The organism is Micromonospora sp. MGP-C2 (assembly GCF_057766525.1).
Genome location: NZ_JBYMEN010000002.1, coordinates 2,183,465 through 2,208,050 on the forward strand (window position 1 = coordinate 2,183,465; position 24,586 = coordinate 2,208,050).

Genomic DNA, 24,586 nt, shown 5'->3' on the forward strand with positions numbered 1-24,586 from the left:
GCACGACCCACGCCCCGTGGGGCGTCCTAGGAGGCTAGGGGTGGTGGTGGACCATGGAAGGCGCCAGCCGGGTTGCAGAACTAGCAAGACGGACGTACGGTTTTGTTGAGAGCGGAATCGGCGGTAAGTGTCACCTAACCTCGGCGGCCCCCCGACCGGTGCGACAGACTGCTCAGGACTACTCACGGTCGCTGGTGTGAAGGAGTACGACGTGGCGAGCCTCGACACCTTCGGTGCGAAGACCCAGCTACGCGTCGGAGACGCGAGCTACGAGATTTTCAAGATCGACAAGGTGGACGGCCACGCCCGGCTGCCGTACAGCTTGAAGGTCCTGCTGGAAAACCTGCTGCGGACCGAGGACGGCGCGAACATCACCGCCGACCACATCCGTCAGCTCGGCGCGTGGGACTCCACCGCCGCCCCGAGCGTGGAGATCCAGTTCACCCCGGCGCGGGTGCTCATGCAGGACTTCACCGGCGTGCCCTGCGTGGTCGACCTGGCCACCATGCGCGAGGCGGTGCGAGACCTGGGCGGCGACGCCAGCAAGGTCAACCCCCTCGCCCCGGCCGAGCTGGTCATCGACCACTCGGTGATCGCCGACCTGTTCGGCCGCGAGGACGCGTTCGCCCGCAACGTCGAGCTGGAGTACGAGCGCAACAAGGAGCGTTACCAGTTCCTGCGCTGGGGCCAGACCGCGTTCAACGAGTTCAAGGTCGTCCCGCCGGGCACCGGCATCGTGCACCAGGTCAACATCGAGTACCTGGCCCGCACCATCATGGAGCGCAACGGCCAGGCCTACCCGGACACCGTGGTCGGCACCGACTCGCACACCACGATGGTCAACGGCCTGGGTGTGCTGGGCTGGGGCGTCGGCGGCATCGAGGCCGAGGCCGCGATGCTCGGCCAGCCGGTCAGCATGCTGATCCCCCGGGTGGTGGGCTTCAAGCTGTCCGGCGAGATGCCGGCCGGCACCACCGCCACCGACCTGGTGCTGACCATCACCGAGATGCTGCGCAAGCACGGTGTGGTCGGCAAGTTCGTGGAGTTCTACGGCCCCGGCGTGGGCGCCGTGCCGCTGGCCAACCGGGCCACCATCGGCAACATGTCCCCGGAGTACGGCTCCACCGTGGCGATCTTCCCGATCGACGCGGAGACGATCCGCTACCTGGAGCTGACCGGCCGCGACGCCGCTCAGGTCGCGCTCGTCGAGGCGTACGCCAAGGAGCAGGGCCTCTGGCACGACCCGGACGCCGAGCCGGACTACTCCGAGCGCCTGGAGCTGGACCTGGGCTCCATCGAGCCGTCGCTCGCCGGCCCGAAGCGCCCGCAGGACCGGGTGCCGCTGGGCGCCGCGAAGACGCTGTTCCGCTCCGCGCTGACCGACTACGTCGCGGACGACTCCGTCGGTGAGCGTGACCTCAAGCCGGGCGTACCCCGCGAGGAGCTTCCGCGCGGCGCGAATGGCCCGGCCGACGAGGCCAGCGCCGAGTCGTTCCCGGCCAGCGACCCGCCGGCCAACGAGTTCAGCGACCCGGCCGACGAGCCGCGCGACCTGGAGACCGCCGCGGTCGGTGCCGGCGGTCGCGCCAGCAACCCGGTCCGGGTCACCGGTGCCGACGGTGTCGAGTACGAGCTGGACCACGGCGCCGTGGTGATCGCCGCGATCACCTCGTGTACCAACACGTCCAACCCGCAGGTGATGATCGGTGCCGCGCTGCTGGCCCGTAACGCCGTCGACAAGGGCCTGACCAGCAAGCCGTGGGTGAAGACCACCCTGGCGCCCGGCTCGAAGGTCGTCATGGACTACTACGAGCGGGCCGGCCTCACGCCGTACCTGAACAAGCTCGGCTTCAACCTGGTCGGCTACGGCTGCACCACGTGCATCGGCAACTCGGGCCCGCTGCCCGAGGAGGTGTCCGCCGCGGTCAACGAGCACGACCTGTCGGTGGTTTCGGTGCTCTCCGGCAACCGGAACTTCGAGGGCCGGATCAACCCGGACGTCAAGATGAACTACCTGGCGTCCCCGCCGCTGGTGGTCGCCTACGCCCTCGCCGGCACGATGGACATCGACCTGGCCAACGAGCCGATCGGTGAGGACACCGAGGGCAACCCGGTCTACCTGCGTGAGATCTGGCCGAACAGCGCCGAGATCCAGGACGTCATCGCCCAGGCGATCGGCGCCACCGGGTTCAGCGCCGCGTACGCCGACGTCTTCGCCGGCGACGAGCGGTGGCAGTCGCTGCCCACCCCGACCGGTGACACCTTCGCCTGGGAGAACGACTCCACCTACGTGCGCAAGCCCCCGTACTTCGAGGGCATGCAACAGGAGCCGAGCCCGGTCGTCGACATCGCCGGTGCCCGGGTGCTGGCCAAGCTGGGTGACTCGGTGACCACCGACCACATCTCGCCGGCCGGCTCGATCAAGGCCGACTCCCCTGCTGGCACGTACCTCGCCGAGCACGGCGTGCCGCGCCACGAGTTCAACTCGTACGGCTCCCGCCGGGGCAACCACGAGGTGATGATCCGGGGCACCTTCGCCAACATCCGGCTGCGCAACCAGCTGGTGCCCGGGGTGGAGGGCGGCTTCACCGTCAACCACCTCACCGGCGAGCAAACCTCGATCTACGACGCCTCCGTGGCCTACCAGGAGGCCGGCATCCCGCTGGTCGTGCTGGCCGGCAAGGAGTACGGCTCGGGCTCGTCGCGGGACTGGGCGGCCAAGGGCACGATGCTGCTGGGCGTCCGGGCGGTCATCGCCGAGTCGTACGAGCGGATCCACCGCTCCAACCTCATCGGCATGGGCGTGCTGCCGCTGCAGTTCCCGGTGGACGTCACCGCCGAGTCGCTCGGCCTCACCGGCACCGAGACGTTCACCATCACCGGGGTGACCGCGCTCAACGACGGCGAGACCCCGAGCACCGTGCAGGTCAGCACCGACACCGGCGTGGAGTTCGACGCCGTGGTGCGGATCGACACCCCCGGTGAGGCGGACTACTACCGGCACGGCGGCATCCTGCAGTACGTGCTGCGCCGCATGATCGCCAACTGATCGCGTACGGCTGGTCGAAGGCCGCTCCCGCTCCGGCGGGGGCGGCCTTCGCCGTCCATGCCGAGGAAGGCTTGCGGTCAGAGCGGGAGCGCTAGGGCAGCCAGCCGTTGAACGCTCAGCGCAGCCGTAGCGCGACCGCACGGGCCTCCTCGTCGGTGAGGGGCAGGAACCAGAGGAAACGACGGACGATGGCGACCGGATCGGGGCCGCCCGGCTGGCCGCGCAGGTCGCGGATCGCCCGGCGGGTGATCCGCGAGAACTCGGGGATCAGGGTCGCTCGGCGGGCGAAGTCCGTCGGGGTCGCTCGCATCGTGGGGCAGGGCCAGTCCTGACCGCAGGCGTCGCACGTCCAGAGTGGGCCGTCGGCGGTGTGCGCGACCGGCGGGCCGCACCGGGAGCGCCAGCGTGATTCGGGTACGACGTTCGGCGCGCGACCCGGGCCACGGTACGGAGGGTGCCGTGGCCCGGTCGGGCGGGGCAGGCTCGACCTGACCGGTGGGGGGCCGCCCGTCGGCTTCGGGTGGTTCCGGGGCCTGTCCTCGGGCATTCGTGCTCCCTCCTCGACGCTGTCTCAACACACCCTGCCGAGAGTTGCCAGGCAATCACACCGCGTAGAACTATTTCCTTCCGACGTCTGGAACGTTCTGAAGGGCCTGGGAATGAATCGAGTCGTACAGGCGGCAATGGTCGAGAGGGGCCACACAGCGGACAGTCTTGCTGCTGAGATTGGTGTCGATCCGAAGACGGCCGCGAAGTGGGCGAGCACGGGACGAGTTCCCCAGACGCGTCATCGCGCCCGGGTTGCCGAGGTGCTCGGTAGGAACGTTGAAGAGCTGTGGCCGGACGTGTTGAAGCGCCGAACGCCGGCCTGGTTCCGGCCCTGGGCCGAGATCGAGCGTGAGGCGGTGTCGCTGCGGTGGTTCGAGTTCGCGTGGATACCGGGTCTCTTTCAGACCAAGGCGTACGCGCTGGCGACGCTTGTCGGCGAGGCGTTGACGCCGGCCGAGGCCGATGATCTCGCCGAGGCTCGGCTGAGCCGGCAGGCCATCCTGCGGCGGGAACGCCCACTGCGAATCGTCGCGGTCCTCGACGAGGGAATTCTCCGGCGCACCCTCGACGGTGACCGGGCCATGATGCGCGAGCAGTGCGAGCGGCTGGCCGAACAGGCAGCCCTGCCGAACGTGTCGCTGTTCGTCGTGCCCACCGACGTCGGCATGTACCCGGGCCTCGGTGGGCCGTTCACGGTGGCGGAGATGCCGGACGGAGGGCGGGTCGCGCACGTCGACAGCCAGGCGCAGGCGCAGCTCATCGACAAGACCGCCGATCTTGCTAGCCTGGATCGACGGTGGGAGCGCATTCGCGACGGAGCCCTGTCGCGTGCGCAGTCCCTCAATTTCATCAGAGAAGCGGCGGCATCATGGACCTGACCGGCGCTCGGTGGCGCAAGAGCACCAGGAGTGGCAACAACGGCGGAAACTGTGTCGAGGTGGCCGACAACCTCGCGGGCGTCATCGGCGTACGTGACTCCAAAGACCCGGCCGGTCCGACGCTCGCCTTCGACCCGACGGCCTGGGCCCGATTCCTGGCTATGGCCAAGCGGGGCTGACCCCACTGTCCTACCCGGCGAGTTCGTTGGCCCGGTCGAGCAGCGCACCGCGTTCGGCGTCCGAGCCGACCATCGCCGCGGCCTCCCTGAACAGCGCGGCGGCCCGCAGCCGGTCACCCTGCCGGGCGACCAGATCGGCCCGCACCGCCACGGCGAGCGGGTTGCCGTCCAACCCTCCCCCGGCCTGCGCCGCGTCGAGCAGGCCCAACCCGGCGTACGGCCCGTACGCGTAGCCGTGGGCGACCGCGCGGTTGAGCGCGATCACGGGTGAGGGCCGGATGCCGATCAGCGCGTCGTAGGCCCGTGCGATCGCCGGCCAGTCGGTGGCGTCGGCGGACGGTGCGGTGGCGTGGCAGGCGGCGATCCGGGCCTGCCAGGCGTACGGCCCGTCGTGGCGTACCCGAGAAAGGGCGTCCAGGCCCTCGGCGATGGCCGCACGGTCCCACCGCGCCCGGTCCTGCCGTTCCAGGGTGAGCAGGTTGCCTGCGGCGTCCCGGCGGGCGTCGCGGCGGGAGTGCTGGAACAGGAACAGCGCCAGCAGGGCGGCCACCTCGGACTGCTTCGGCATCAACCGGTCGAGCAGCCGGGCCAGCCGGACCGCCTCGTCGGCGAAGGCCGGCTCGCCGTCGACGACGTAGCCCCGGGTGAACAACAGGTACAACACGGCGAGGACGCCGGGCAGCCGCTCGGTCAGCGCCGGCCCGCTGGGCACCCGGTATGGAATGCCGGCCTGCGCTATGCGGGTCCTGGCCCGGGTCAGCCGTCGGGTCATTGTCGACTCGTTGACCAGCAGGAGTCGAGCGATGTCGCCGGTCGGCACACCGCAGACGGTTCGCAGCGTCAGCGCCACCCGGGCGTCGATCGCCAGCGCCGGGTGGCAGCAGGTGAAGATCAGGCGCAGTCGGTCGTCCACCACGTCCTCCGGGACCTCCGGGTCGGGCTGCCCCTCGGGCGGCGTGAGCAGCGCCAGGTCGTGCAGCTTGCGGCGCTCCACGGTGGCCCGCCGCAGCACGTCGAGCGCCCGGTTGCGAGCCACCGTCATGAGCCAGCCGCCCGGGTTGCCCGGCACACCGTCGGCGGGCCAGCGCTCCAGGGCGACGGCCAGCGCCTCCTGGGCGCAGTCCTCGGCCAGCGCCCAGTCCCCGGTAACCCGGATCAGGGTCGCGACGATCCGGGGGTACGCCTCGACGCTGGCGTCGCCGACGGCCTGCGCCGCCGCAGCCGCTACCGCGCCGGCCGGTGCGGGCGCTACCGCGCCGGCCGGTGCGGGCGCTACCGCGCCGGCCGGTGCGGGCGCTACCGCGCCGGCCGGTGCGGGCGGGCGTACCGGCCGGCGCTGCGGTGTGGACAACTCGTCAGGCGGACAGGTCCGCGAACGGGCGCAGTTCCAGCCGCCCTTCGCGGGCCATCGGGTGCGTCCGCGCCACCTCGATCGCCTCGTCCAGGTCCGCGCAGTCGAGCAGGTCGAAGCCCACGATCACCTCCATGGTCTCCGCGAACGGCCCCTCGGAGACGAGCAGTTCACCGCCGCGTACCCGGACCGTGGTGGCCGCGGTGGTCGGAGCCAGCACGTTGCCGGTGAGGCGGCGACCACGGGCGTCGTTCTCCGCCACCCACTTGTGGATGTCGGGAGTTCCGTCGGGTCGTTGTCCGGCTCGGTGTCGCTGCAAACGAACATCATGTACTTCATCTGGTCGCTCCCTGGTTTCTCGGGGTGTCGCCAGCATGACGATCGGGCGGGAGCGTTCCGGACACCCTTCCGCAAAAAATCTCGGTCAGTTTCCTCCGGCGGCGCGGCGGCGGGCCTCGCGGGTCTTCATGGCGTGCTCCATCAGCGTGACGAGCACCTCCTTGCTGGACTCCCGTTGCCGGGCGTCGCAGAGCAGCACCGGCACACCCGGGTCCAGGTTCAGCGCGGTCTGCACCTCGTCGAGCTGGTACGTCCGGGAGCCCTCGAAGCAGTTCACCGCGACCACGAACGGCGTGCCCCGACCCTCGAAGTAGTCGATCGACGGGAAGCAGTCGGCGAGCCGACGGGTGTCGGCCAGCACCACAGCGCCGATCGCCCCCAGTGCCAACTCGTCCCAGACGAACCAGAACCGGTCCTGGCCGGGCGTGCCGAACAGGTACAGCACCAGGTCGTCGCTGATGGTGATGCGGCCGAAGTCCATGGCCACCGTGGTGGTGGTCTTGCCTTCCACCCCGGACAGGTCGTCGATGCCGACCCCCGACTCCGTCAGCACCTCCTCGGTGCGCAACGGTCGGGTCTCGCTCACCGCGCCGACCATCGTGGTCTTGCCCACGCCGAATCCACCTGCCACCAGGATCTTGATCGCGGTGGGCAGTGGGGGGCTCCCGCCGGCCGGTCAGAGTGCCCGTAGTCCATTGATTACCGCCTCGAAGATGCTGTTGTCGGGAAGACCGGCCGTGGTCTGCGGCTCGCGGACCTGGACCAGGCTGCGGGCCGCCAGATCACCGAGGAGCACCCGAATGGTGCCCACCGGCAGGTCGAGATGGGCGGCTATCTCGGCGACGGACTGTATGCGCTGGCACAGCCCGACGATCGCCAGATGTTCCGGGCCGATACCGACCTCCGGCGTGACCTCGGCTCGGGTCGCGGTGACCAGGGAGATCAGGTCGAACGTGCCGGTGACGGGGCGGGCCCGACCGCGCGTCATGGCGTACGGGCGCACGACCGGACCCGCATGGTCGTCCACCCACTGATGGTCCGCTGCCTCACCCTGCACCGTCATGCCGCTACCTCTCGCTGGCCGGCTGCTCAGCTCCCCGGGACGGGGATGCGACGTACTTGCCGACGCGGGTGACGAGCATCGCCATCTCGTAGGCGATGAGGCCGACGTCGGCCTCATCGCTGGCCAGCACCGCCAGACAGGCGTTGCGGCCGGCCGCGGTGACGAACAGGAACGACGACTGCATCTCGATGATGGTCTGCTGCACCTGCCCGCCACCGAAGCGCTTACCGGCGCCCCGGGCCAGGCTCTGGATCCCCGCCGCCATCGCTGCGAGGTGCTCGCCGTCGTCCCGGCTCAACCCTCGGGAGGCGGCCATCAACAGGCCGTCGCTGGAGAGGGCGACCGCGTGCTCCGCCTGTTTCACCCGGCCCACCAGGTCATCCAGCAACCACGTCAGGTCGGCACTCGAAGCCGTCTTCTGGGCCACTTCGTCGTCCTCTTCTCGCCCGGCGTTGTCGCCGTACTCGTCTGGGGTTGACCGTCACGCTGCGCGGAGACCGCATCACCGGCAGCCGGTCAGGTCACGTCCGGATCCTCGGCCGGCTCCGGCGTCGCCGCCGGTTGGGCGTCGGAGGCGCCTCCCAGCAGCCGCGCCGCGTCGGTCCGACCACGCCGCGTGCCGGTCTGGTAGGAACTCATCATCTTGCGCACCTGCTCCGGCTGGCGTACCACGTCGTCGTGGTCGCTCTCCGTCGCGGGCTCGTCGCGCAACTCCGGCGCAATGCTCGCCTGCCGGACCCGGACCGGCAGGCCCGCGTTCGTCCGGTCCGCCTCGGCACGCTCCGGTCCGGGCCTGTCGTCACCGTTAACGTCCGACTCCGTGGGGTCCGTGCCGGCCGTCGGCCGCGCGCCGTTGACCGCGGGCAGGCCGGTGGGCAACGTCGGGCCCTCCAGTGCCGGCTGCCCCTGGGTGCGCCGGACCCGCGTGGGCAGCTCCGGCGTCCCGGTGGCCGGCGTCCCGGTGGCCAGCGTCGTCCGTCGCCGGGTGGGCAACGCGTCCGCCTCGGCACCGTCGGCCTGATCCGTCCCGGTGGCGATCCGCGCCTCGGTCGTGACCTGCGGTGTGTCCGAGTCGGGCGTTCCCGGTGCCGTCGGCCGCGCGGCCAGCGCCAGGGTGGCCGGGCGGACACTGTCGGAGGGGGCGGTCGGCCGCGCGGGCAGCGGGATCGCCGGCGAACCGGTCCGGATCCCGCCGGAGGTCTCCGCGTCCGCGGCCTCCGGGATCAGCTCCGCCGGGATCAGCACGACGGCCGTGGTGCCGCCGTACGCCGACTCCTTGAGCCGGACCCGCACGCCGTGCCGCTCGGTCAGCCGGCTCACCACGTAGAGCCCGAGCCGCGCGGCGTTGGCGAGGTTCAGCTCCGACTGGTCGACGATGCGGTCGTTCGCGGCGGCCAGGTCGTCCTCGCTCATGCCGAGGCCCCGGTCCTCGATCTCGATGGCGAAACCGTTGGCCACCAGCTGGCCACGAACCTCCACCGTGGTGTGCGGCGGGGAGAACGAGAGACCGTTCTCGATCAACTCGGCGAGCAGGTGGATGACGTCACCGACGGCACGGCCGGCCAGCGAGACCGGGCCGAGCGGCAGCACGTTGACCCGGGTGTAGTCCTCGACCTCGGCCACCGCGCCGCGCACCACGTCGACCATCGGCACGTTGCGCCGCCAGGCCCGGCCCGGGGTCGAGCCGGAGAGGACGATCAGGTTCTCCGCGTTACGCCGCATCCGGGTGGCCAGGTGGTCGACCCGGAACAGATCCTCCAGCTCCTCCGCGTCGTGCTCGCGCCGTTCCATCGCGTCCAGCAGGGTGAGCTGGCGGTGCACCAACGCCTGGGTACGCCGGGCCAGGCTGAGGAAGACCTCGCGGACGTTGCGCCGCAGCTCGGCCTGCTCGACGGCGGTACGCAGGGCGGTCTCCTGCACAGCGTTGAACGCCTTGCCGACCTGGCCGACCTCGTCGTTGCCGAAATCGAGGGGAGGCGCCTCGGTGGCCACGTCGACCTCCTCGCCGCGACCCAGGCGCTCCACCACCCGGGGCAGCCGCTCGTCGGCGAGCTGCCAGGCGGCCTGGCGCAACCGTTCCAGCTGACGCAGCAGGGCCCGGGCCGTGGTGATCGAGACGACGATGGAGGCGATGACGGCGAGCAGACCGAGGCCGGCGGCGAGCACCAGCCGGATGACGACCCAGATCGCGACCGGGGTGGCCCGCTGGACCAGCTCGTCCCCACCGACCAGCACGACGGCCTCCTGCTCCTCCAGAGCGGGAGCGAGGGCTGCCTGCCAGTCGTCGGCGGCGACCGGCAGAGGGGCGTTGGGTCGAGCGCTGGCGACCAGGCGGTCCTCAAGCGCTTGGAGCTTGGTGAAGGCCGGCCCTTCGGTCATCTGGAGGTACCGCTGGCGGTCGGCCTCGGGCAGTTCGGCCAGGGCCTCGGAGACGAGGAACCGCTGCGCGCCCACCAGGTGCGCGAACTGGGCTGCCTCCTTGTCGCTGATTCGACCCGCCGCCGCGACGCCGGCGAAGAGGGCGTCCTCCTGCGACATCAGCTCACGCACGCGGAACAGCTGAGTAAGGGTGACGGTGTCCTTGGCGATCTGCTCGTCGTCGAGCTGACCCATGGCCCCGTAGACCCGGAAGAGCCCATCGAGGACCCCGGTGTACGCCGCCGCCGCGCCAGCCCGGTCCACCGTGCCGGCGACAACGGCCTCCCGCATCTGGCCGAGCCCATCCAGCCGGGTGATCACCGCGTCGATCCGCGTGATCAGCTCGTCGCTCGACGCGAATCGGGCGCGCCAGTTGCGGGACGCCTCGGCAAAGGCGGCGGACTCCTTCTCGCTGCGCTCGTGCTGGGCCTGCAACTGCTGCACCATGCCCGGGTCGCGGCGTCCAAGGTAGGCCACCGACAACCGGCGCTCCCGCTGGAGCTCAGTGAACAGCGATTCACTGGGTTGGGCGACCTGCGCGTCAAGCGTCTGCACACCGAGCACGTTGAACCCGTCGCGCAGGGTCACCCACGCCGCGAACGCCCAGAGCGCGGCGAGTGAGACCAGCAGGGCCACAATCTTGGTGCGCAAACTTGCACTGCGGGAAGCCATCCCACCCGTCCCTCGACCGTTTCGATTGGCTGAATGAGCCAGCCCCCGGCCCGGCGCACGCTAGCAGTGTCCGGAATTTCACTCAAGCGATGCAGTCCAGCGGCTTGCTGGCATATGGGCGGAACCGTTCACCCGTACCGCAGCCGCCGCCCGGGCAGCCACCACCGCCGCTCGTACGATCAGTACCGGATGGTAGAGGTCCTTGTCATGCCACAGTGGACTCTCAATGGCCTCGTCTTGCATTGTGGACAGACGGTGAGCAGCGGCGACCGTTGCGTCACGAGTCGTGGATGACGGTGGCACTGCCAGCAACACCAGCAGGCCGTAGGCGGTCTCCTCCGCCGTGCCCTGCCATCGTCCCCACGACCCGTCGGCCCGCTGATTCTCGAGCACCCACGAGACGGCCCGCCGCAGCGCCGCGTCGGCCGACGGACCGCCGTACTCCCGCAGTGCGAGCACCACGCAGTAGGTGGCGTAGTAGGGCGAGGCGTGCCAACGGTCCGTCCATCGACCGTCGGTGTGCTGGTGGTCGATCAGCCAGCCGGTGAGCCGGCGCAGCACCGGTGCCGCGGCCGGGTCGTCGCCGCCGAGGCATCGCCCGAACGCCTCCAACACGTGCGCGTTCGTGGTCACCGACGCGCCGTCCTCGCCCTGCCAGGTGCCGAAGTGCTCCCCGGTGTCGAACCGCCGCAGGCACGTCGGATCGGTCGGGTGGCCCAGGAGGGCCAGTGTGTAGAGCGTCACCGCCGTCGTGTCGGCGTCGGTGGGCAGCCCCGGCCCGGTGGCCGCGCCGTCCGGCCCAAGGGCGTCGCGCAGCCCGGTAACCAGTTGCGCCGGCGCCGTCGGGAGCACACCCGCCCGTGCCAGGGTGCTCAGCACCCACGACCGTTCGAACACGGTGATCGGTGTGGCACACGGAACCGCTCCGCCGTGCTCGCCGAGCGCCCGGGTCAGGTAGTCCAGCGCGGCGGATTGAGTACCGTCGGGGTCACCGAGCCACGCGGCGGTGGCGGCCGGCGAGGCTCCGACCGGGCCGGCGGCGGTGGCGGTGACACCTGCCGCTTGCCGGGCGGCCGGCCCGAGGATCTCCAGCGCGTGCAGCAGCTTCGGCGGAATCGGCCGACCGGATCCGACCAGCAGGCGTACCCGGTCGAGTCGCTGCCGATCCATGCCCGCGGGCATCGGCGGCGGGCCGACGCCTCGCCAGTGGGCCAACCACGTCGGCGGATCGGCGAGGTGGTCGGCGATCCGGTCGACCATTGCCGGGACGATCAGGTCGGCGGCCGGCAGGTCCGGCACGGGACAGGTCGAGGGGCCGGCCAGCCGGTCGAACAGCAGGCGTAGCGCCCTGTCGATCGCGTCGTGCGCCGCCGCCGGGGACCAGCCCACCGGCTCGTCGTTCAGCGAGGCCGCGAGCAGCCCCTCCACGGCGCTCAGGGTGGGTACCAGGGCGTACCCTTCCGGCCCGCCCCAACCTCCGTCCGGGCGCTGCCCGGCGAGCAGGTACTGGATCCGGTCGGCGTGTCGGGGCAGCCAGGGTGCCAGGGAGACCAGACGGGCAGTCTCGTACGGCGACGCGGATGTGCGACCGGACGGGTGCCGGCTCAGCTCGGCAATCAGCTCGTCGACGGCGCGCGTCGACCCGGAATCCTTCGCACCGCCGGGGTCCCGGGTCAGTGCCTCAGTGCTCACGACACACCCCAGAAGTCGGTGCTCCGGTAGAAGCCTGTGGTGTAGCCGAGCTGTCGGGTCAGGTATGCCGCCTCCCTCGGGGAGTCGGCCCGCAACTCGCCGAGCAGGTCGGTCGCCTCAGTGACCAGGCGCGCCAACTCCTGCTCCACCACTGCCCGGTCCTCCACCAGCATGATCGCGTTCAGGTCGTCCCAGCGGAGGTCCCGCTCGTAGGTGCTCAGGTCGTTGACCAGCCGAAGAGCGCGTTGCACCGCGTCACTGGCGAGGACCAGCCGGTCGAGCCCCGCCTCCGTGTCGGCCCCGCCGGTGCGAATCCAGTGCACGACGTTCACGACGGTGCAGGCCAGGTTGTCCGCGTTGTTCAGGTACTCGGTGAGGGTGGGCCGCGGCTGGAGGTTGTCCCGCATCGCCGTCTTCCACTGCCACTCCTGCCGCATCGCGTGCAGGGTCCGCCGGGCCGCCGCCCGCCACACCCCGCCCAGTTCGGCGAAGGCCGGCTCGGCGGCCAGGTCGGCGAGAAGATCGGCGAGGAGGTGACCCAGCGGGTCGTCCGTCGTCGCGGCCGCGCCGTCCGCGACGAGAAGCTGCTGGCGCACCAGTCGGTCAAGCTCGACGGCAGAGGTGGCCAGCCGGTCCACCTGCCAGTCCAGCGCGAACCCCCAGAGCACCGCCCGGTTGGTCAGACGCAGCTCGGCTGCCTCGCACCAGGGCGCGCTGAACGCGATGGCCAACGCGATGCTGCTGGTCAGAGCGCCATCGAAGGGCCCCTCGGCGAAGAGGTCCGGATGGGCGGCCAGGCACCGTTGCAGGTCACGTTGGCCCTGAGCGGCCAGGGCACAGACGCGCCCGTGCTCGGCGGCCTGCTGAAGTGCGTCCTCGACCACTTGTCGTTGTGCCACCCGCTAGGCCAGGGCCGGTTGCCGATGGGGGGTGAGCAGCAGAGGCACCCGTTCCCCTGGTCGGAGCGTCGCGGCGAGCCGCGGCGATGGCAGCCCGGGCGTGCAGAGCCGGAACCGGAAGCGGCTGAGCAGCGTCGCCACGATCAGTGGCGCCTCGACCTGGAAGAAGTACTGGCCGATGCACTGGTGGGCGCCGCCCCCGAACGGGTAGTAGGCGTACCGGTGGGCGCGTCGGGGGGCGTCGGGGGCGAAGCGCTCCGGGTCGAAGACCGTCGGCCGATCCCAGAAGCGGGCCAGCCGCTGGGTCACGTACGGACTCAGGATGATCGTGTCACCGGCCCTGACCCGGGTGCCGCCGATGAGGTCGTCGGCGATCGCGGTCCGCGGCACCAACCAGCCGGATGGGTAGGCACGGACGAGTTCGTCCAGCACCATCCGGGTGTAGCGCAGCTCGCCAAGCTGTTCGCGGCTGATCACGTCTCCGGGGCCGACCACACGATCAATCTCCGCGTAGAGCCGCGCGGCGACGTCGGGCAGTTGCTCCAGCAGCGGGAAGATCCAGGTGAGCGCCGTGTAGGTGGTCTCGGTGGCGGTCACGAAGATCGACACCAGATCGTCGCGTACCTGCTGGTCGTCGACCTTGTGGCCGTGCGCGTCACGGCCCCGGGCCAGCGACGCGACGAAGTCGTCGCCTCCGTCGTCGCGGGATCGCTCGGCACGGACCAACGGCAGCATAATGCTGTCGATGTTCCGGACCGCCCGCCGCAGTGCGCGGTCGCCGGGCACCGGCACGGCGTCCGGCAGGAACGGGATGAGCAGCCGGAAGCGCAGTGCGGTCGCCACGGTGTTCTGTTCCGCGACGATCCGCACACCGTCGGCGACGGAGATCTTGTCGCCGAAGAAGACCCGGATGACGGCCTGGCAGATGATCCTCGAGATCTCGCTGGCCGCGTCGACCGGTTCGCCGTTTCGCGCCGGGACGTTCAACTCGTCGACCGCATCGCTGATCGCCCGGCTCAGACCGTCCGCCACCGAGTCGATCCGCTTCGCGGTGAAGTGCGGCTGGAGCCGTCGGCGACTCGCCTCCCAGTCCGGGCCTTCGGCGAGGATGCCGTCACCGGCGATCTTCTTGACCGACTTCCACAACATGCCATCGCCGGCCCGCGTGTAGTTGGCGGCGTTGTCGCGCAGCACGTGCTGGACGTGTGCGGGCTCGACGACCAGGTACGGCCGGATCGTGCCCAGGTTGAGTTTGACGACCTGCCCGGGCGACGCGTCGGCAAGCCCGACCAACGTGCCCAGTGGGTCCCGGAGCAGCTTGGGAAAGGTGCGTCGCAGGGTGGCGACGTGCGGCTGGCGGTACGCGGGGGCGGTCGACTCAGCCATCTTTCACCTGCACGGATCCGTCCTTTCCGGCGGCACAGCGGGTTGCGCTCCGTGCTGCCTTGTTGATGGCGCGTGACCATCCGGGCGAGCATCCCATCCATGAAACTGCTTTGCCATGGGACGGATCTGGAGTATTTCTCGCATTGAGGGGACGACGGCCGTGCCGGATCCGGGCCGCGTGGCCGACTCAAAAGATTGCGCAGGTGAAGCCCCACGTCGGGCGACATGCGGGCCGACCTGGGGATGGGCGTGAAAAAGGCCACATTGACATGTTGCTGCCAGTATGGGCGGACTCACCGATCGTGGTCTGACCCCACTGTCGGCACACGAAGCCAGGCGCGTCGTGGGGCGCTGTGCCAGGCTCAGGAGCATGGACGACAAGACCATCCTGAACCGGATCTCCGAACTGGTCGACGAGGAACACAAGCTGCGCGCGGACGCCCAGGCCCACGAGGCCGGCACCGAGGGCGAGGCAAGCGAGCGACTGCGCGCCCTCGAGGAATCCCTCGACCAGTGCTGGGACCTGCTGCGCCGTCGGCGGGCCGCCCGGGAGACCCACGGCGACCCGGACGCACAGGGCGAACGCCCCAAGCCCGAGGTGGAGCGCTACCTGCAATGACCGACGCGGCGGGTCGGGCGGTCCGACCGCCCGACCCGCACTGATCAGCGGATGCCCGCCTCACGCAGCAACTCCCCGGTCAACGTGCCCGGGTCGACCTGCTCGGCGGGCAGACCCCGGGCCGCGAACCAGGTGCCGACCACCCGCACATCGCGGGCCAGGAACTCCGGCCCCTGCGGGTTTGCCACCACGTCGACCACCTGCGGCAGGTCGATCACGACCAGCCGCCCCTGGTGCACGAGCAGGTTGTACGGCGACAGGTCGCCGTGCGCGTAACCGGCCCGGGCCAGCACCCGCAGCGCCTCCACCAGCTGGGCCCACAGGTCGCGCAGCTCGGTCGGGCCGGGTCGCAGCTGGGCCAGCCGGGGCGCCGCCTCCCCCGACTCGGCGTCGCCGACGAACTCCAACATCAGCTCGGTGCCCCGCAGCTGCACCGGGTACGGCACGGCGATCCGGTCGTGCCCGGCACCGATCTCCCAGAGCCGGGCCAGGGCGTCGAACTCGGCCGCGGCCCACTGCCCGGCGATCATCTGTCGGCCGAACGCCGTCCGGCCGGCCATCGCCCGGTTCTCCCGGGACCGGCGCACACGACGGCCCTCCAGGTAGCCGGCGTCCCGGTGGAACAGCCGGTGCTCGGGGTCGCGATAGCGTTTGGCCGCCAGCAGGCAGGACCGGTCGGTGTCGGGCACCGCCCGGCGCACGAGGTGGACGTCCGCCTCCTTGCCGGTCTTCAGCACACCCAGCTCGGTGTCCCGGGCGGCCAGCTCGGTGACCAGCCATTCCGGGTGCGGCTCGGGCCCGTGCACGGCGTCGTCCCAGGACGACCAGCGCTCGCCGGTGTCCGGGTCAGGCTCGGTGTCGGGGTCCGCGGGCGGCTCGGTGGGCCGCCCGCGCTTCAGAAACTGTGATTCGTCGTCGTCAAAGCGGCTCTTGCCGCGGCTCCGGCGCTCAAGCGCCGGAAAGTCGTGATCGCGCACTGTGGTGAGGTTCCCTTGGTCGAGGCTGAGATAGGCAGCTGGAAGCGACCTGCGAAGACGGCCATGACCGACCTCCTCTCCACGACCGGGCCCACGCCCGGGATGCACGATGCGCTGACAATGCTCGCGGCCCCACGGCAGCCGGTCAACCGAATTACCGAGCCGCCGTCACGCGGTCGGATCAAGATCCACGCAACATCCCTGATGGTGCTGCCTCCAAGCGCGCGGAGGCAGCACCATCAGGGAAACTGTGCGGATCTTGACGCGACGCAAGGCGGCGCGGACGGCGTGACGCGGCGCCGCGCCGCGGGCGTCAGCGGGCCAGGACTGTGGCGACCGCGGCGATCAACCCGTCCACTGTGTGGCTCGGGGCGAACCGGCCGTCGGTCCAGGTGCGCCCCCGGTGCAGCCAGACGCTGGGCAGACCGACGGCAGCAGCACCGCCGATGTCCGCCTCCGGGCTGTCGCCGACCACCCAGGCGCCCCGCAGCGGCATCCGGACCCGCTGGGCGGCGAGCGCGAAGATCCGCGGGTTGGGCTTGCTGACGCCGGCTTCCTCGGAGATCACCCAGTCCGCGACGTACTGGTCCAGGCCGGTCCGGCGAATCTTGGCGTCCTCGACGCGTACCGTGCCGTTGCAGACCACCACCGGCACCCAACCGGCGTCGTCGGCGATCCGCAGCGCGCAGGCGGTCAGCGGGTCGAGCCGGGTCTGCGCCACCACCCCGTCGTGCAGCTCCTCCACCAGGTCGATCGAGGGGATGCGTAGCTCGTAGCGGTCCCGGATGGCGTCGGCGAGATCCCAGCGGTCGGTCAGACCGTCGGCGTCGATCGAGAGCAGCCAGTCGATGTCGGTGTGGGGCGCGCCGATGCCGTCCAGGAAGCGCTCACCCCAGCGGCGGAACGGCCCGGCCCGATCCAGCAGGGTGTTGTCCAGGTCCAGCAGGAGCAGTGGCACTCGGGCACCCTACGGGACCGACGTGTTCGCCAACAGGTCCGGCGGGTATCCACCTGACGACGGGTTCAGCCGGACATCGACACCCGGGTGCCGCCCTGGTTCGGCAGGCGATCGGCGAGCATCGAATGGGCCGCCCGGGTGGCCGCGAGCACGGCGGGATCCAGGGTCGCCACCAGCACCTCCGTGCCGTCGTCGGCGCCCCGGGCCAGCACCCGGCCCTGCGGGTCGTAGATCGCCGCGCCGCCGTTGAACCGCCACGGGTCGACGCCGCCGACCGCGTTGGCGAAGACCACGAACATCGTGTTGTCCAGGGCTCGGGCGGCGTAGTAGAGGTCCCGGCGGTGCTCGGAGCCGGCCAGGTATCCGCTGGGGCACAGGTAGCCGTGCGCGCCGTCGAGGGCAGCGGCCCGGCCGTGTTCCGGGAAACAGCCGTCGTAGCAGATGCCCAGCCCGAGCCGCCAGTCGTCGACGAGCAGCGTGGCACCCCGGTCGCCCGCGCTGAACAGCTCGCGTTCGTCGCCCCAGAGCTGCTGCTTGTCGTACCCGACCCGCACCGCGCCGGTCCGGTCGATGACCAGCGCGGCAATGGTCCGCCGGCCGTCCGGGTGTCGGGCGGCGGCGCCGACCAGCGCGGTGACACCGGCCTCGCGCGCCGCGGCGCGCAGCGGGTCGAGCCGGGGATCCGCGACCGCACCGGCCGGGTCGGCCGCGACGTCCGTGCCGACCGGGTCGGCGGCAAGGCTCGGCGGGTGGTACGCGCAGAGGAACAGCTCCGGCAGGACGGCCACCCGGGCGCCCTGGTCACCGGCTCGGCGGACCAGGTCGGCGGCGGTGACCGCGTTGCCGGCGACGTCACCCGGCGTCGGGGTGGCCTGAACGGTGGCCACGGTCAGCGGGGCGGTGGGCACGGTCTGCGGCGGGGTCACCAGGCGAGGGTAGTCGGCGATATCCCAAGCCGTACGTACGGTTTGCATGCCCTGGGTTGACCTGCGACGATCGACGCGTGCCCAGAGTAAGCCAGGACCAGCTCGACGCGCGTCGGCGGGAGATCCTCGCCGCTGCCCGGGCGTGTTTCGCCCGGCTCGGCTACGAGGGGGCGACCGTACGCCGCCTCGAGGAGGCCACCGGCCTGTCCCGCGGCGCCATCTTCCACCACTTCCGGGACAAGGACTCGCTCTTCCTGGCCGTCGCCGAGGACGACGCCGCGGCCATGGTCGAGACAGTGGCCCGCAACGGTCTGGTGCAGGTGATGCGCGACCTGCTCGCCCGCGCCGTCTCACCGGACACCACCGGTTGGCTGGGCAGCCAACTGGAGGTCTCCCGCCGCCTGCGCACCGACCCGGCGTTCGCCCGTCGATGGGCCGAGCGGTCCGCCGCTATCGCCGAGGCGACCCGGGACCGACTGGCCCGCCAGCGCGACGCCGGGGTGCTGCGCGAAGACGTCCCCATCGACGTGCTGGCCCAGTTCCTGGAGCTGGCCTACGACGGCCTGGTGCTGCACCTGGCCATGGGCCGACCGGCCGGTGACCTGGGCCCGGTGCTCGACCTGGTCGAGGAGGCGGTCCGCCGCCACTGACCGCCCGTACACCCGAGGGCCGACCGTGGCGAGGCTGCTCCACAATGGGGCCGCGCATCCCTCCGGTGACAGGAGCAGTCGATGATCGTCCACGCCGCGTCCGGCGACACCTGGGGCATCTCCGGCCCGACCTTTCTCCGGTACTACCTGGTGGCAGCCGCTCTGGTGGTGGCCGTCGCGGTGTACCACCGGGTCCGTCTGGCGGCCGCGTCGACCGCTGCCATGACCGCCGATCCACTCGGGCCGCAGCAGGTCGCGTACCTCAACGGTGGACCCCGACTCGCCGTACACGCCGCGTTGGGCGGACTGCGCGGCAGCGGCGCGATCGGCGTGCGGCCGGACCGTCGACTGACCACCAGCGGGGTCGCGCCGACCGGGCTCACCCCACTGGACCAGGCCATCCACTGGGCCGCGCATCAGCACGCCCGGGTCGGGGACCTGCCGCAGGACGAGCGCGTACGTGTCGCGCTGCACCAGATCCGCAACGGCCTGGAGCAGCGGGGTCTGCTGACCGACGACGCGCAACGCGCGCGTGCCCGCTTCTGGACCACGATCCTGATCGCTCTGCTGGGCCTCGGCGTGCTCCGGTTGGTCTCCGGTCTGTTCAGCGGTCGCCCGGTCGGTTACCTGCTGCTGGCCCTTGTTGCGCTCCTGATCGTCACCTTGGTGCTGCGCCGGGCGCCCGTGCTCACCCGGGCCGGTCGGTCCACGCTGCGCGGTGTACGCCGCGAGCACACCCACCTCGCTCCGGCCTCCGCGCCGTCCTACGCCACCTACGGAGCTGCCGGCGCGGCGATGGGCGTGGCCCTGTACGGCACCGCCTCGCTCTGGGCGCTCGACCCCGGCTTCGCCGAGCAGGCCGAGATCCAGCGCCAGGCCGCTTCCGGCAGCGGCTGGACGGGCGGCTCCGACGGTTCGTCCGGAGGCGACAGCTCCGGTGGAGACGGCGGCAGCTCCTGCGGCGGTGGTGGTGGCGGCTGCGGCGGTGGCGGGGGGTGCGGCGGATGACCGGCCCGTCCGGAGTCGGCATCGGCTGGCGTCCGGAGATCGCCGGCTTCGTGGCCGAGCTCCCCGGCCTGCGCTTCGTGGAGGTGGTGGCCGAGGGGGTGCCCTCGTCCGGGCCGCTCCCGCCGGGTCTTGCGCAGCTGCGGGAGCGCGGCGTGACTGTCGTACCCCATGGGGTGCGGCTTTCCCTCGGCGGCGCCGAGCCTGTCGATCCGGCCCGGGTCGCCCACCTGGCCGCTGTGGCGCAGCAGGTCGGCGCACCGCTGGTCAGCGAGCACATCGCGTTCGTCCGAGCCGGCGGCCTGGAGGCCGGGCACCTGCTCCCGTTGCCGCGCAGCCGGGAGGCGGTCGACGCGGTCTGCGCCAACGTGGCGCGGGCGCAGGCCGAACTGCCGGTGCCGATCGCGTTGGAACCGATCGCCGCGTTGGTCGAGTGGCCCGACGACGAGCTGGACGAGGCGGACTTCCTCACCGAGATCCTCGACCGGACCGGCGCACTGTTGCTGCTGGACGTGGCGAACGTGCACGCCAACGCCTGCAACCGGGGCACCGACCCGCTCGCGTTGCTGGACCGTCTGCCGCTGGAGCGGGTCGCGTACGTCCACGTGGCCGGCGGCGCCGAGCACGGCGGTTTCTACCACGACACCCACACCGATCCGGTGCCAGCGGCGGTGCTGGAGCTGGTCGGCGCGCTCTGCGCTCGACAACGTCCGCCGGCGCTGCTGCTGGAACGGGACGGCCACTATCCACCGGCAGCCGAGCTGCGCGCCGAACTGGACGCCCTGGCCGCCGCCGCGGGCTTCCCGGCCGTGACATGACCGAGCCACGCGACGACCGCGGCAGGCGGTCGTCCGGCGATGTCGGTGGGCTCGCCCAGCGACAGGCGGAACTGGTCGCGACGCTGGTCGCCGGAGGGCCGCCGCCGCCAGGGTTCGCACCGGCCCAACTGGCCGCCACCCGGGCGGCCCTGAGACGCAAACGTGCCGGCGAGGTGGCCCGACACTGGCCGCTGCTCGCCGCCGGCCTCGGCGCCACCTGGTCGACGACCTTCGCAGGCTGGGCAGCCGGGCGACCAACCGCCGGGTCGTTGCGCGACGGTTGGGACCTGGCCCGTGCGATGCGCGAACAGGGTGCGCTGCCCCCGGCCGCCGCCGAGGAACTGGCCGTCCGGGAGGCGCGCCTGCGCTACGACGGGCTCGGGGCGCCACGTCCGCGCCGGCTGCCGGCCGTGGGCCGCGCCGCCGGCGCCGTGGCGGTGCAGATCGCCGGCCGGGTACGTCTGCTGCGCCCCGCCTCGCGTCCACCCGCAGTTGGTGGCGACGGTGTGTCGGATGCGGCAGGATCGACCTTATGGATCTAGGCCTGACCGACCATGTGTACGTCCTCACCGGCGCCTCTCGCGGCCTGGGCTTCGCGACCGCGCAGTGCCTGGTCGCCGACGGGGCACGGGTGGTCCTCTCGGCACGGGACCCGGATGCCGTGGCCGCCGCCGCGCAGCAGCTCGGCGGTCCCGAGCATGCCGTCGGGCTGACCGCCGACCTGGCCGACCCGGAGACCCCGGAGCAGCTCGTCGCCGCCGCCCGGGAGCACTTCGGCCGGCTCGACGGCGCGCTGATCTCGGTCGGCGGGCCACCGGCGGGCAACGCCGCCGCGATCAGCGACGAGCAGTGGCGGCAGTCCTTCGAGACCGTCTTCCTGGGCACGATCCGCGCGGTGCGTACGGTTGCCGCCGCGCTGCCCGAGGGCGGTGCGATCGGGCTGGTGCTCTCCACCTCGGCCCGAGGCCCGGTGCCCGGCCTCGGCATCTCCAACGGTCTGCGGCCCGGCCTGGTCGGGGCGGCGAAGGACATCGCCGACGACTACGGCCCGCGTGGCGTACGAGTGGTCGGGCTGCTGCCGGGCCGGATCCTTACCGACCGCAACCGGGAGCTCTTCGCCGCGACCGGGGACCCGGAACGCGCCCGCACCGAGGCGGAGGCCGCCATCCCGCTGCGTCGCCTTGGCGACCCCGCCGAGTTCGGCCGGGTGGCCGCGTTCGTGCTCTCCCCCGCCGCGAGCTACCTCACCGGGATCACCCTCCCGGTCGACGGCGGCGCGCTGCGCGGGCTGTGACCCCCGCCGGGGGCCGACCTGGCCGTGCCGTGACGCCGCCCGAGCGGGCCCAGCCAGACGACCCGGCCGTTGATCGACTCGGCCTTCAGGAAACCGGGCGGTCGATGCGGCCAGGACACCCCGACTTCCAGGAACCCGAGTCGATCAACGCGCGGCACACCGGACGGCCGCCGGAACCCGGGGACCTGGCCGATCGTCACCCGACGGCGACGCCCGGCACGGCCCAGCCGACCCAGGCAGAGCTGACGGCGGCCGGGACAGCCCAGCCGATCCGGGCGGAGCTGGCGGCGGCCCGGACGACTCGTCCGACCCGGGCGGAGCTGGCGGCGGCCGCTGACCGGACCATCCCCGACGTCCTCGCGCCGGGGTTGGCGGTGCTCTTCGTCGGCATCAACCCCGGCCTCTGGTCGGCCGCGACCGGCTGGCACTTCGCCAGACCCGGCAACCGGTTCTGGCCCGCGCTGCACCGGGGCGGGTTCGCCCCCGGCTGCTGCACCCCAGCGAACAGGACGAGCTGCCCGCACTCGGGCTTGGCATCACCAACATGGCCGCCCGGGCCAGCGCCCGCGCGGACGAGCTGAGCAGCGAGGAACTCCTCGACGGTGCCGCGATCCTGACCGACAAGGTGGGCCGCTACCAGCCGCGTTGGGTGGCGGTGGTGGGGGTGACCGCGTACCGGATCGGTTTTCAGCGGCCGAAAGCCACCTTCGGGCCGCAGCCGGAGTCACTGGCCGGCGCCCGGCTGTGGGTGCTGCCCAACCCGAGCGGCCTGAACGCGCACTTCACCCCGGTCACGCTGGGTGTGGCGTTCGCCGAGCTGCGAGTGGCGACCGGCCTGCCCGAACGGCGCTGACCGCGACGGACCTCGGCCCGGTGCCGGCGGGACGTCAGTTGGCCGCGGCGGGCGGCAGCACCTCGTCGGCGCGGTAGGTGCCCAGCGGCATGACCACCGGCTCGGGCCCGGTCGCGTCGACGAACGGGGTGGGCGAGTCGGCGACCGCGAACTGGGTGCGGTACAGCTCGGCGTAGAGCCCGCCGACGGCAACCAACTCGTCGTGCCGCCCTCGCTCGACGATCCGGCCGCCGTCGAGGACGAGGATCTGGTCGGCGTCGCGCACGGTGGAGAGCCGGTGTGCGATCACCAGGGCGGTCCGCCCGGTCAACGCCACCGACAACGCCCGTTGCACCGCCGCCTCGCTCTCCGAGTCCAGGTGGGCGGTCGCCTCGTCGAGGATCACGATCGACGGCGCCTTGAGCAGCAGCCGGGCAATCGCGATGCGCTGCTTCTCGCCGCCGGAGAACCGGTAGCCGCGTTCCCCGACGGTGGTGTCCAGCCCGTCGGGCAGCGCCCGGACCAGGTCGGCCACCTGCGCGCCGGCCAACGCGGCCCAGATCTCGTCGTCGGTGGCGTCGGGCTTGGCGTAGCGCAGGTTCTCGGCGATCGTCTCGTGGAACAGGTGCGAATCCTGGGTGACGACACCGATCTCGTCCCGCAGGGAGGCGAGCGTCGCGTCGCGTACGTCCACCCCACCGACCAGCACCTGGCCGTCGGTGACGTCGTAGATCCGGGAGATCAGCATCGACAGGGTCGACTTGCCGGCGCCGGACGGGCCGACCAGCGCGACCATCTGCCCCGGCTCCACGCTGAACGAGACTCCCTTGAGCACCGGCTCGTTGACCGTCCGGTCCAGTGTGGCGACCTCCTCCAGGGAGGCGAGGGAGACCTCGGCGGCGCTCGGGTAGCGGAACCGCACGTCGCGGAAGTCGACCCGGCCGGTGCCCCGGGGCACCGGCACCGCGTCGGGCTTCTCCACGATGCCCGGTTTGAGGTCGAGCACCTCGAAGACCCGGTCGAAGGAGACCAGGGCGCTCATCACGTCGACCCGGACGTTGGACAGCGCGGTGAGCGGGCCGTACAGGCGGGTGAGCAGCAACGCGAGCGTCACGACCGTGCCCGCGCTGACGCCGCCGGTCACCGCCAACCAGCCACCGAGACCGTAGGTGAGCGCCTGCGCCAGCGAGGCGACCAGCAGCATCGCCACGAAGAACGTGCGGGAGTACATCGCGGACTGGATGCCGATGTCGCGGACCCGCTCGGCCCGGCCGGCGAACCGGCCGGCCTCGATCTCAGGCTGACCGAAGAGCTTCACCAGCAGCGCACCGGCCACCCCGAACCGCTCGGTCATGGTCGCGTTCATCTTGGCGTCGAGGTTGTATGCCTCCCGGGTGATGTCGGCCAGCCGCCGACCGACCCGGCGGGCCGGAATGATGAAGATGGGCAGCAGCACCAGTGACAGCGCGGTGATCTGCCAGGAGAGGGTGAACATCACCGCCGCGGTGAGCACCAGTTGGATGACGTTGCTGACCACACCGGACAGGGTGGAGGTGAACGCCCGCTGGGCGCCGAGCACGTCGTTGTTGAGCCTGCTGACCAGGGCGCCGGTCTGGGTACGGGTGAAGAACTGCAACGGCATCCGCTGCACGTGGTCGTAGACCCGGGTGCGGAGGTTGAAGATGATGCCCTCGCCGATGCGCGCCGAATACCACCGCTGGGCCAGGGAGAGCAGCGCGTCGGCGACAGCCAGCGCGGCGATGAACAGGGCTAGCCGCACCACGAGCCGGCCGGCCTCGGTGCCACCCCGGTTGATCGCGTTGATCACGTCACCGGCCAGCACGGGGGTGGCCACGCCGATGATGGCGGCCAGCACCACGGTGGCCAGGAAGACGATGATGTCGCGCCGGTAGGGCTGGGCGAAGGCGACGATGCGGCGGGCCACCCCGTGCTTCAGGCGGTGGGTGGAGACCTCGTCCCGGTTGCGCATCGACCGGAGCATGCTCCACCCGGCCATGCCACCTCCGGACAT

The 24,586-nt window shown here is 71.7% G+C and carries 25 protein-coding genes and 1 pseudogene; 11 read left to right on the forward strand and 15 right to left on the reverse strand.

The genetic code is table 11. From position 1 onward, the window contains the following. Positions 1–196: 196 nt before the first annotated feature. Positions 197–3,049, forward strand: coding sequence for an aconitate hydratase (locus AC3CF1_RS09520; protein ID WP_210794342.1), 2,853 nt, complete (start codon positions 197–199; stop codon positions 3,047–3,049). Positions 3,050–3,164: 115 nt separating this feature from the next. On the opposite strand, the gene AC3CF1_RS09525 is transcribed toward AC3CF1_RS09520, so the two are convergent. Then, on the reverse strand, positions 3,165–3,359 hold the full coding sequence (locus AC3CF1_RS09525; RefSeq protein WP_231927096.1) for a hypothetical protein: 195 nt from the start codon (positions 3,357–3,359) through the stop codon (positions 3,165–3,167). A gap of 349 nt (positions 3,360–3,708) precedes the next feature. On the opposite strand from AC3CF1_RS09525, the gene AC3CF1_RS09530 reads away from it, so the two are divergent. Both AC3CF1_RS09530 and AC3CF1_RS09535 read left to right on the forward strand, forming a co-directional pair. Next, on the forward strand, positions 3,709–4,476 hold the full coding sequence (locus AC3CF1_RS09530) for a DUF5753 domain-containing protein (RefSeq protein WP_088949208.1): 768 nt from the start codon (positions 3,709–3,711) through the stop codon (positions 4,474–4,476). Beyond that, a complete protein-coding gene (locus tag AC3CF1_RS09535; RefSeq protein ID WP_099855741.1) occupies positions 4,467–4,655 on the forward strand; it encodes a DUF397 domain-containing protein in 189 nt (62 codons plus the stop codon). The genes AC3CF1_RS09530 and AC3CF1_RS09535 overlap by 10 nt, the downstream gene beginning before the upstream one ends. A gap of 10 nt (positions 4,656–4,665) precedes the next feature. Here AC3CF1_RS09535 and AC3CF1_RS09540 read toward each other — a convergent pair whose 3' ends face one another. The 9 genes and pseudogenes from AC3CF1_RS09540 to AC3CF1_RS09580 all read right to left on the reverse strand — a co-directional run bounded on the left by AC3CF1_RS09540 (position 4,666) and on the right by AC3CF1_RS09580 (position 14,475). Next, the gene (locus AC3CF1_RS09540) at positions 4,666–5,826 is read right to left on the reverse strand and encodes an RNA polymerase sigma factor (RefSeq protein ID WP_488452059.1); all 1,161 of its coding nucleotides are present in this window, start codon (positions 5,824–5,826) and stop codon (positions 4,666–4,668) included. A 184-nt stretch (positions 5,827–6,010) separates the two neighbouring features. Beyond that, a complete protein-coding gene (locus AC3CF1_RS09545; protein WP_488450136.1) occupies positions 6,011–6,268 on the reverse strand; it encodes a YciI family protein in 258 nt (85 codons plus the stop codon). A gap of 162 nt (positions 6,269–6,430) precedes the next feature. Next, a pseudogene (locus tag AC3CF1_RS09550) lies at positions 6,431–7,041 on the reverse strand (GTP-binding protein). Beyond that, positions 7,022–7,408: a DUF742 domain-containing protein gene (locus AC3CF1_RS09555; RefSeq protein ID WP_179780069.1), complete on the reverse strand. Its 387-nt coding sequence runs from the start codon at positions 7,406–7,408 to the stop codon at positions 7,022–7,024. The pseudogene AC3CF1_RS09550 and the gene AC3CF1_RS09555 overlap by 20 nt, the downstream one beginning before the upstream one ends. 4 nt (positions 7,409–7,412) lie before the next feature. Then, entirely contained in the window at positions 7,413–7,835 is a 423-nt protein-coding gene (locus tag AC3CF1_RS09560; RefSeq protein WP_328372323.1) for a roadblock/LC7 domain-containing protein, read from the reverse strand. Between the two features lie 89 nt (positions 7,836–7,924). Continuing rightward, on the reverse strand, positions 7,925–10,477 hold the full coding sequence (locus tag AC3CF1_RS09565) for a sensor histidine kinase (RefSeq protein WP_488450139.1): 2,553 nt from the start codon (positions 10,475–10,477) through the stop codon (positions 7,925–7,927). 99 nt (positions 10,478–10,576) lie between these two features. Further along, on the reverse strand, positions 10,577–12,190 hold the full coding sequence (locus AC3CF1_RS09570; protein WP_488450141.1) for a prenyltransferase/squalene oxidase repeat-containing protein: 1,614 nt from the start codon (positions 12,188–12,190) through the stop codon (positions 10,577–10,579). Continuing rightward, positions 12,187–13,089: a terpene synthase family protein gene (locus AC3CF1_RS09575; RefSeq protein ID WP_488450143.1), complete on the reverse strand. Its 903-nt coding sequence runs from the start codon at positions 13,087–13,089 to the stop codon at positions 12,187–12,189. Before AC3CF1_RS09575 ends, AC3CF1_RS09570 begins: the two co-directional genes overlap by 4 nt. A 3-nt stretch (positions 13,090–13,092) precedes the next feature. Next, complete coding sequence (locus AC3CF1_RS09580; protein WP_354983109.1) at positions 13,093–14,475, reverse strand: cytochrome P450; 1,383 nt, start codon at positions 14,473–14,475, stop codon at positions 13,093–13,095. Between the two features lie 370 nt (positions 14,476–14,845). Here AC3CF1_RS09580 and AC3CF1_RS09585 point away from each other — a divergent pair, with 370 nt between their 5' ends. After that, on the forward strand, positions 14,846–15,094 hold the full coding sequence (locus tag AC3CF1_RS09585) for a DUF2630 family protein (protein ID WP_088949218.1): 249 nt from the start codon (positions 14,846–14,848) through the stop codon (positions 15,092–15,094). 44 nt (positions 15,095–15,138) lie between these two features. Here the strand turns inward: AC3CF1_RS09585 and AC3CF1_RS09590 are convergent, their stop codons facing one another. From AC3CF1_RS09590 to AC3CF1_RS09600, 3 genes are all read right to left on the reverse strand, one after another. Beyond that, positions 15,139–16,071, reverse strand: a complete 933-nt coding sequence (locus tag AC3CF1_RS09590; RefSeq protein ID WP_488450146.1) for a serine protein kinase RIO — start codon at positions 16,069–16,071, stop codon at positions 15,139–15,141. Positions 16,072–16,384: 313 nt separating this feature from the next. Continuing rightward, positions 16,385–17,029: an HAD family hydrolase gene (locus tag AC3CF1_RS09595; RefSeq protein WP_088949220.1), complete on the reverse strand. Its 645-nt coding sequence runs from the start codon at positions 17,027–17,029 to the stop codon at positions 16,385–16,387. A 65-nt stretch (positions 17,030–17,094) separates the two neighbouring features. Beyond that, positions 17,095–17,955: a carbon-nitrogen hydrolase family protein gene (locus AC3CF1_RS09600; protein WP_488450148.1), complete on the reverse strand. Its 861-nt coding sequence runs from the start codon at positions 17,953–17,955 to the stop codon at positions 17,095–17,097. A gap of 77 nt (positions 17,956–18,032) precedes the next feature. Here AC3CF1_RS09600 and AC3CF1_RS09605 point away from each other — a divergent pair, with 77 nt between their 5' ends. The 5 genes from AC3CF1_RS09605 to AC3CF1_RS09625 all read left to right on the forward strand — a co-directional run bounded on the left by AC3CF1_RS09605 (position 18,033) and on the right by AC3CF1_RS09625 (position 21,722). Continuing rightward, positions 18,033–18,605, forward strand: coding sequence for a TetR/AcrR family transcriptional regulator (locus tag AC3CF1_RS09605; RefSeq protein ID WP_088949222.1), 573 nt, complete (start codon positions 18,033–18,035; stop codon positions 18,603–18,605). Positions 18,606–18,686: 81 nt separating this feature from the next. Beyond that, entirely contained in the window at positions 18,687–19,613 is a 927-nt protein-coding gene (locus AC3CF1_RS09610) for a TIGR04222 domain-containing membrane protein (protein ID WP_488450150.1), read from the forward strand. Further along, positions 19,610–20,428 carry an MbnB/TglH/ChrH family RiPP precursor modification enzyme gene (locus AC3CF1_RS09615; RefSeq protein WP_488450152.1) on the forward strand — a complete coding sequence of 273 codons (819 nt, stop codon included), beginning with the start codon at positions 19,610–19,612 and terminating at the stop codon, positions 20,426–20,428. Before AC3CF1_RS09610 ends, AC3CF1_RS09615 begins: the two co-directional genes overlap by 4 nt. Then, positions 20,425–20,970, forward strand: a complete 546-nt coding sequence (locus AC3CF1_RS09620) for an SCO6045 C-terminal-like domain-containing protein (RefSeq protein WP_488450154.1) — start codon at positions 20,425–20,427, stop codon at positions 20,968–20,970. The genes AC3CF1_RS09615 and AC3CF1_RS09620 overlap by 4 nt, the downstream gene beginning before the upstream one ends. Next, on the forward strand, positions 20,961–21,722 hold the full coding sequence (locus AC3CF1_RS09625; protein WP_141910422.1) for an SDR family oxidoreductase: 762 nt from the start codon (positions 20,961–20,963) through the stop codon (positions 21,720–21,722). The genes AC3CF1_RS09620 and AC3CF1_RS09625 overlap by 10 nt, the downstream gene beginning before the upstream one ends. 196 nt (positions 21,723–21,918) lie before the next feature. Here AC3CF1_RS09625 and AC3CF1_RS09630 read toward each other — a convergent pair whose 3' ends face one another. Beyond that, the gene (locus AC3CF1_RS09630) at positions 21,919–22,068 is read right to left on the reverse strand and encodes a hypothetical protein (RefSeq protein WP_488452159.1); all 150 of its coding nucleotides are present in this window, start codon (positions 22,066–22,068) and stop codon (positions 21,919–21,921) included. 28 nt (positions 22,069–22,096) lie between these two features. Between AC3CF1_RS09630 and AC3CF1_RS09635 the strand changes: the two genes are divergently transcribed. Both AC3CF1_RS09635 and AC3CF1_RS09640 read left to right on the forward strand, forming a co-directional pair. Beyond that, the gene (locus AC3CF1_RS09635; RefSeq protein ID WP_488452060.1) at positions 22,097–22,303 is read left to right on the forward strand and encodes a uracil-DNA glycosylase family protein; all 207 of its coding nucleotides are present in this window, start codon (positions 22,097–22,099) and stop codon (positions 22,301–22,303) included. Next, on the forward strand, positions 22,267–22,575 hold the full coding sequence (locus AC3CF1_RS09640; protein ID WP_488450156.1) for a uracil-DNA glycosylase family protein: 309 nt from the start codon (positions 22,267–22,269) through the stop codon (positions 22,573–22,575). The genes AC3CF1_RS09635 and AC3CF1_RS09640 overlap by 37 nt, the downstream gene beginning before the upstream one ends. Positions 22,576–22,609: 34 nt before the next feature. On the opposite strand, the gene AC3CF1_RS09645 is transcribed toward AC3CF1_RS09640, so the two are convergent. Next, complete coding sequence (locus AC3CF1_RS09645; protein WP_172862217.1) at positions 22,610–24,586, reverse strand: ABC transporter ATP-binding protein; 1,977 nt, start codon at positions 24,584–24,586, stop codon at positions 22,610–22,612.

Excerpts from the sequence above, each read along its gene's own strand:
- AC3CF1_RS09525 (WP_231927096.1), bottom strand. The coding sequence starts at position 3,359 with ATGCGAGCGACCCCGACGGACTTCGCCCGCCGAGCGACCCTGATCCCC.
- AC3CF1_RS09530 (WP_088949208.1), top strand. The coding sequence starts at position 3,709 with ATGAATCGAGTCGTACAGGCGGCAATGGTCGAGAGGGGCCACACAGCG.
- AC3CF1_RS09535 (WP_099855741.1), top strand. The coding sequence starts at position 4,467 with ATGGACCTGACCGGCGCTCGGTGGCGCAAGAGCACCAGGAGTGGCAAC.
- AC3CF1_RS09555 (WP_179780069.1), bottom strand. The coding sequence starts at position 7,408 with ATGACGGTGCAGGGTGAGGCAGCGGACCATCAGTGGGTGGACGACCAT.
- AC3CF1_RS09580 (WP_354983109.1), bottom strand. The coding sequence starts at position 14,475 with ATGGCTGAGTCGACCGCCCCCGCGTACCGCCAGCCGCACGTCGCCACC.
- AC3CF1_RS09585 (WP_088949218.1), top strand. The coding sequence starts at position 14,846 with ATGGACGACAAGACCATCCTGAACCGGATCTCCGAACTGGTCGACGAG.
- AC3CF1_RS09610 (WP_488450150.1), top strand. The coding sequence starts at position 18,687 with ATGATCGTCCACGCCGCGTCCGGCGACACCTGGGGCATCTCCGGCCCG.
- AC3CF1_RS09615 (WP_488450152.1), top strand. The coding sequence starts at position 19,610 with ATGACCGGCCCGTCCGGAGTCGGCATCGGCTGGCGTCCGGAGATCGCC.
- AC3CF1_RS09620 (WP_488450154.1), top strand. The coding sequence starts at position 20,425 with ATGACCGAGCCACGCGACGACCGCGGCAGGCGGTCGTCCGGCGATGTC.
- AC3CF1_RS09625 (WP_141910422.1), top strand. The coding sequence starts at position 20,961 with ATGGATCTAGGCCTGACCGACCATGTGTACGTCCTCACCGGCGCCTCT.
- AC3CF1_RS09630 (WP_488452159.1), bottom strand. The coding sequence starts at position 22,068 with ATGGTCCGGTCAGCGGCCGCCGCCAGCTCCGCCCGGGTCGGACGAGTC.
- AC3CF1_RS09640 (WP_488450156.1), top strand. The coding sequence starts at position 22,267 with ATGGCCGCCCGGGCCAGCGCCCGCGCGGACGAGCTGAGCAGCGAGGAA.
- AC3CF1_RS09645 (WP_172862217.1), bottom strand. The coding sequence starts at position 24,586 with ATGTCCGGAGGTGGCATGGCCGGGTGGAGCATGCTCCGGTCGATGCGC.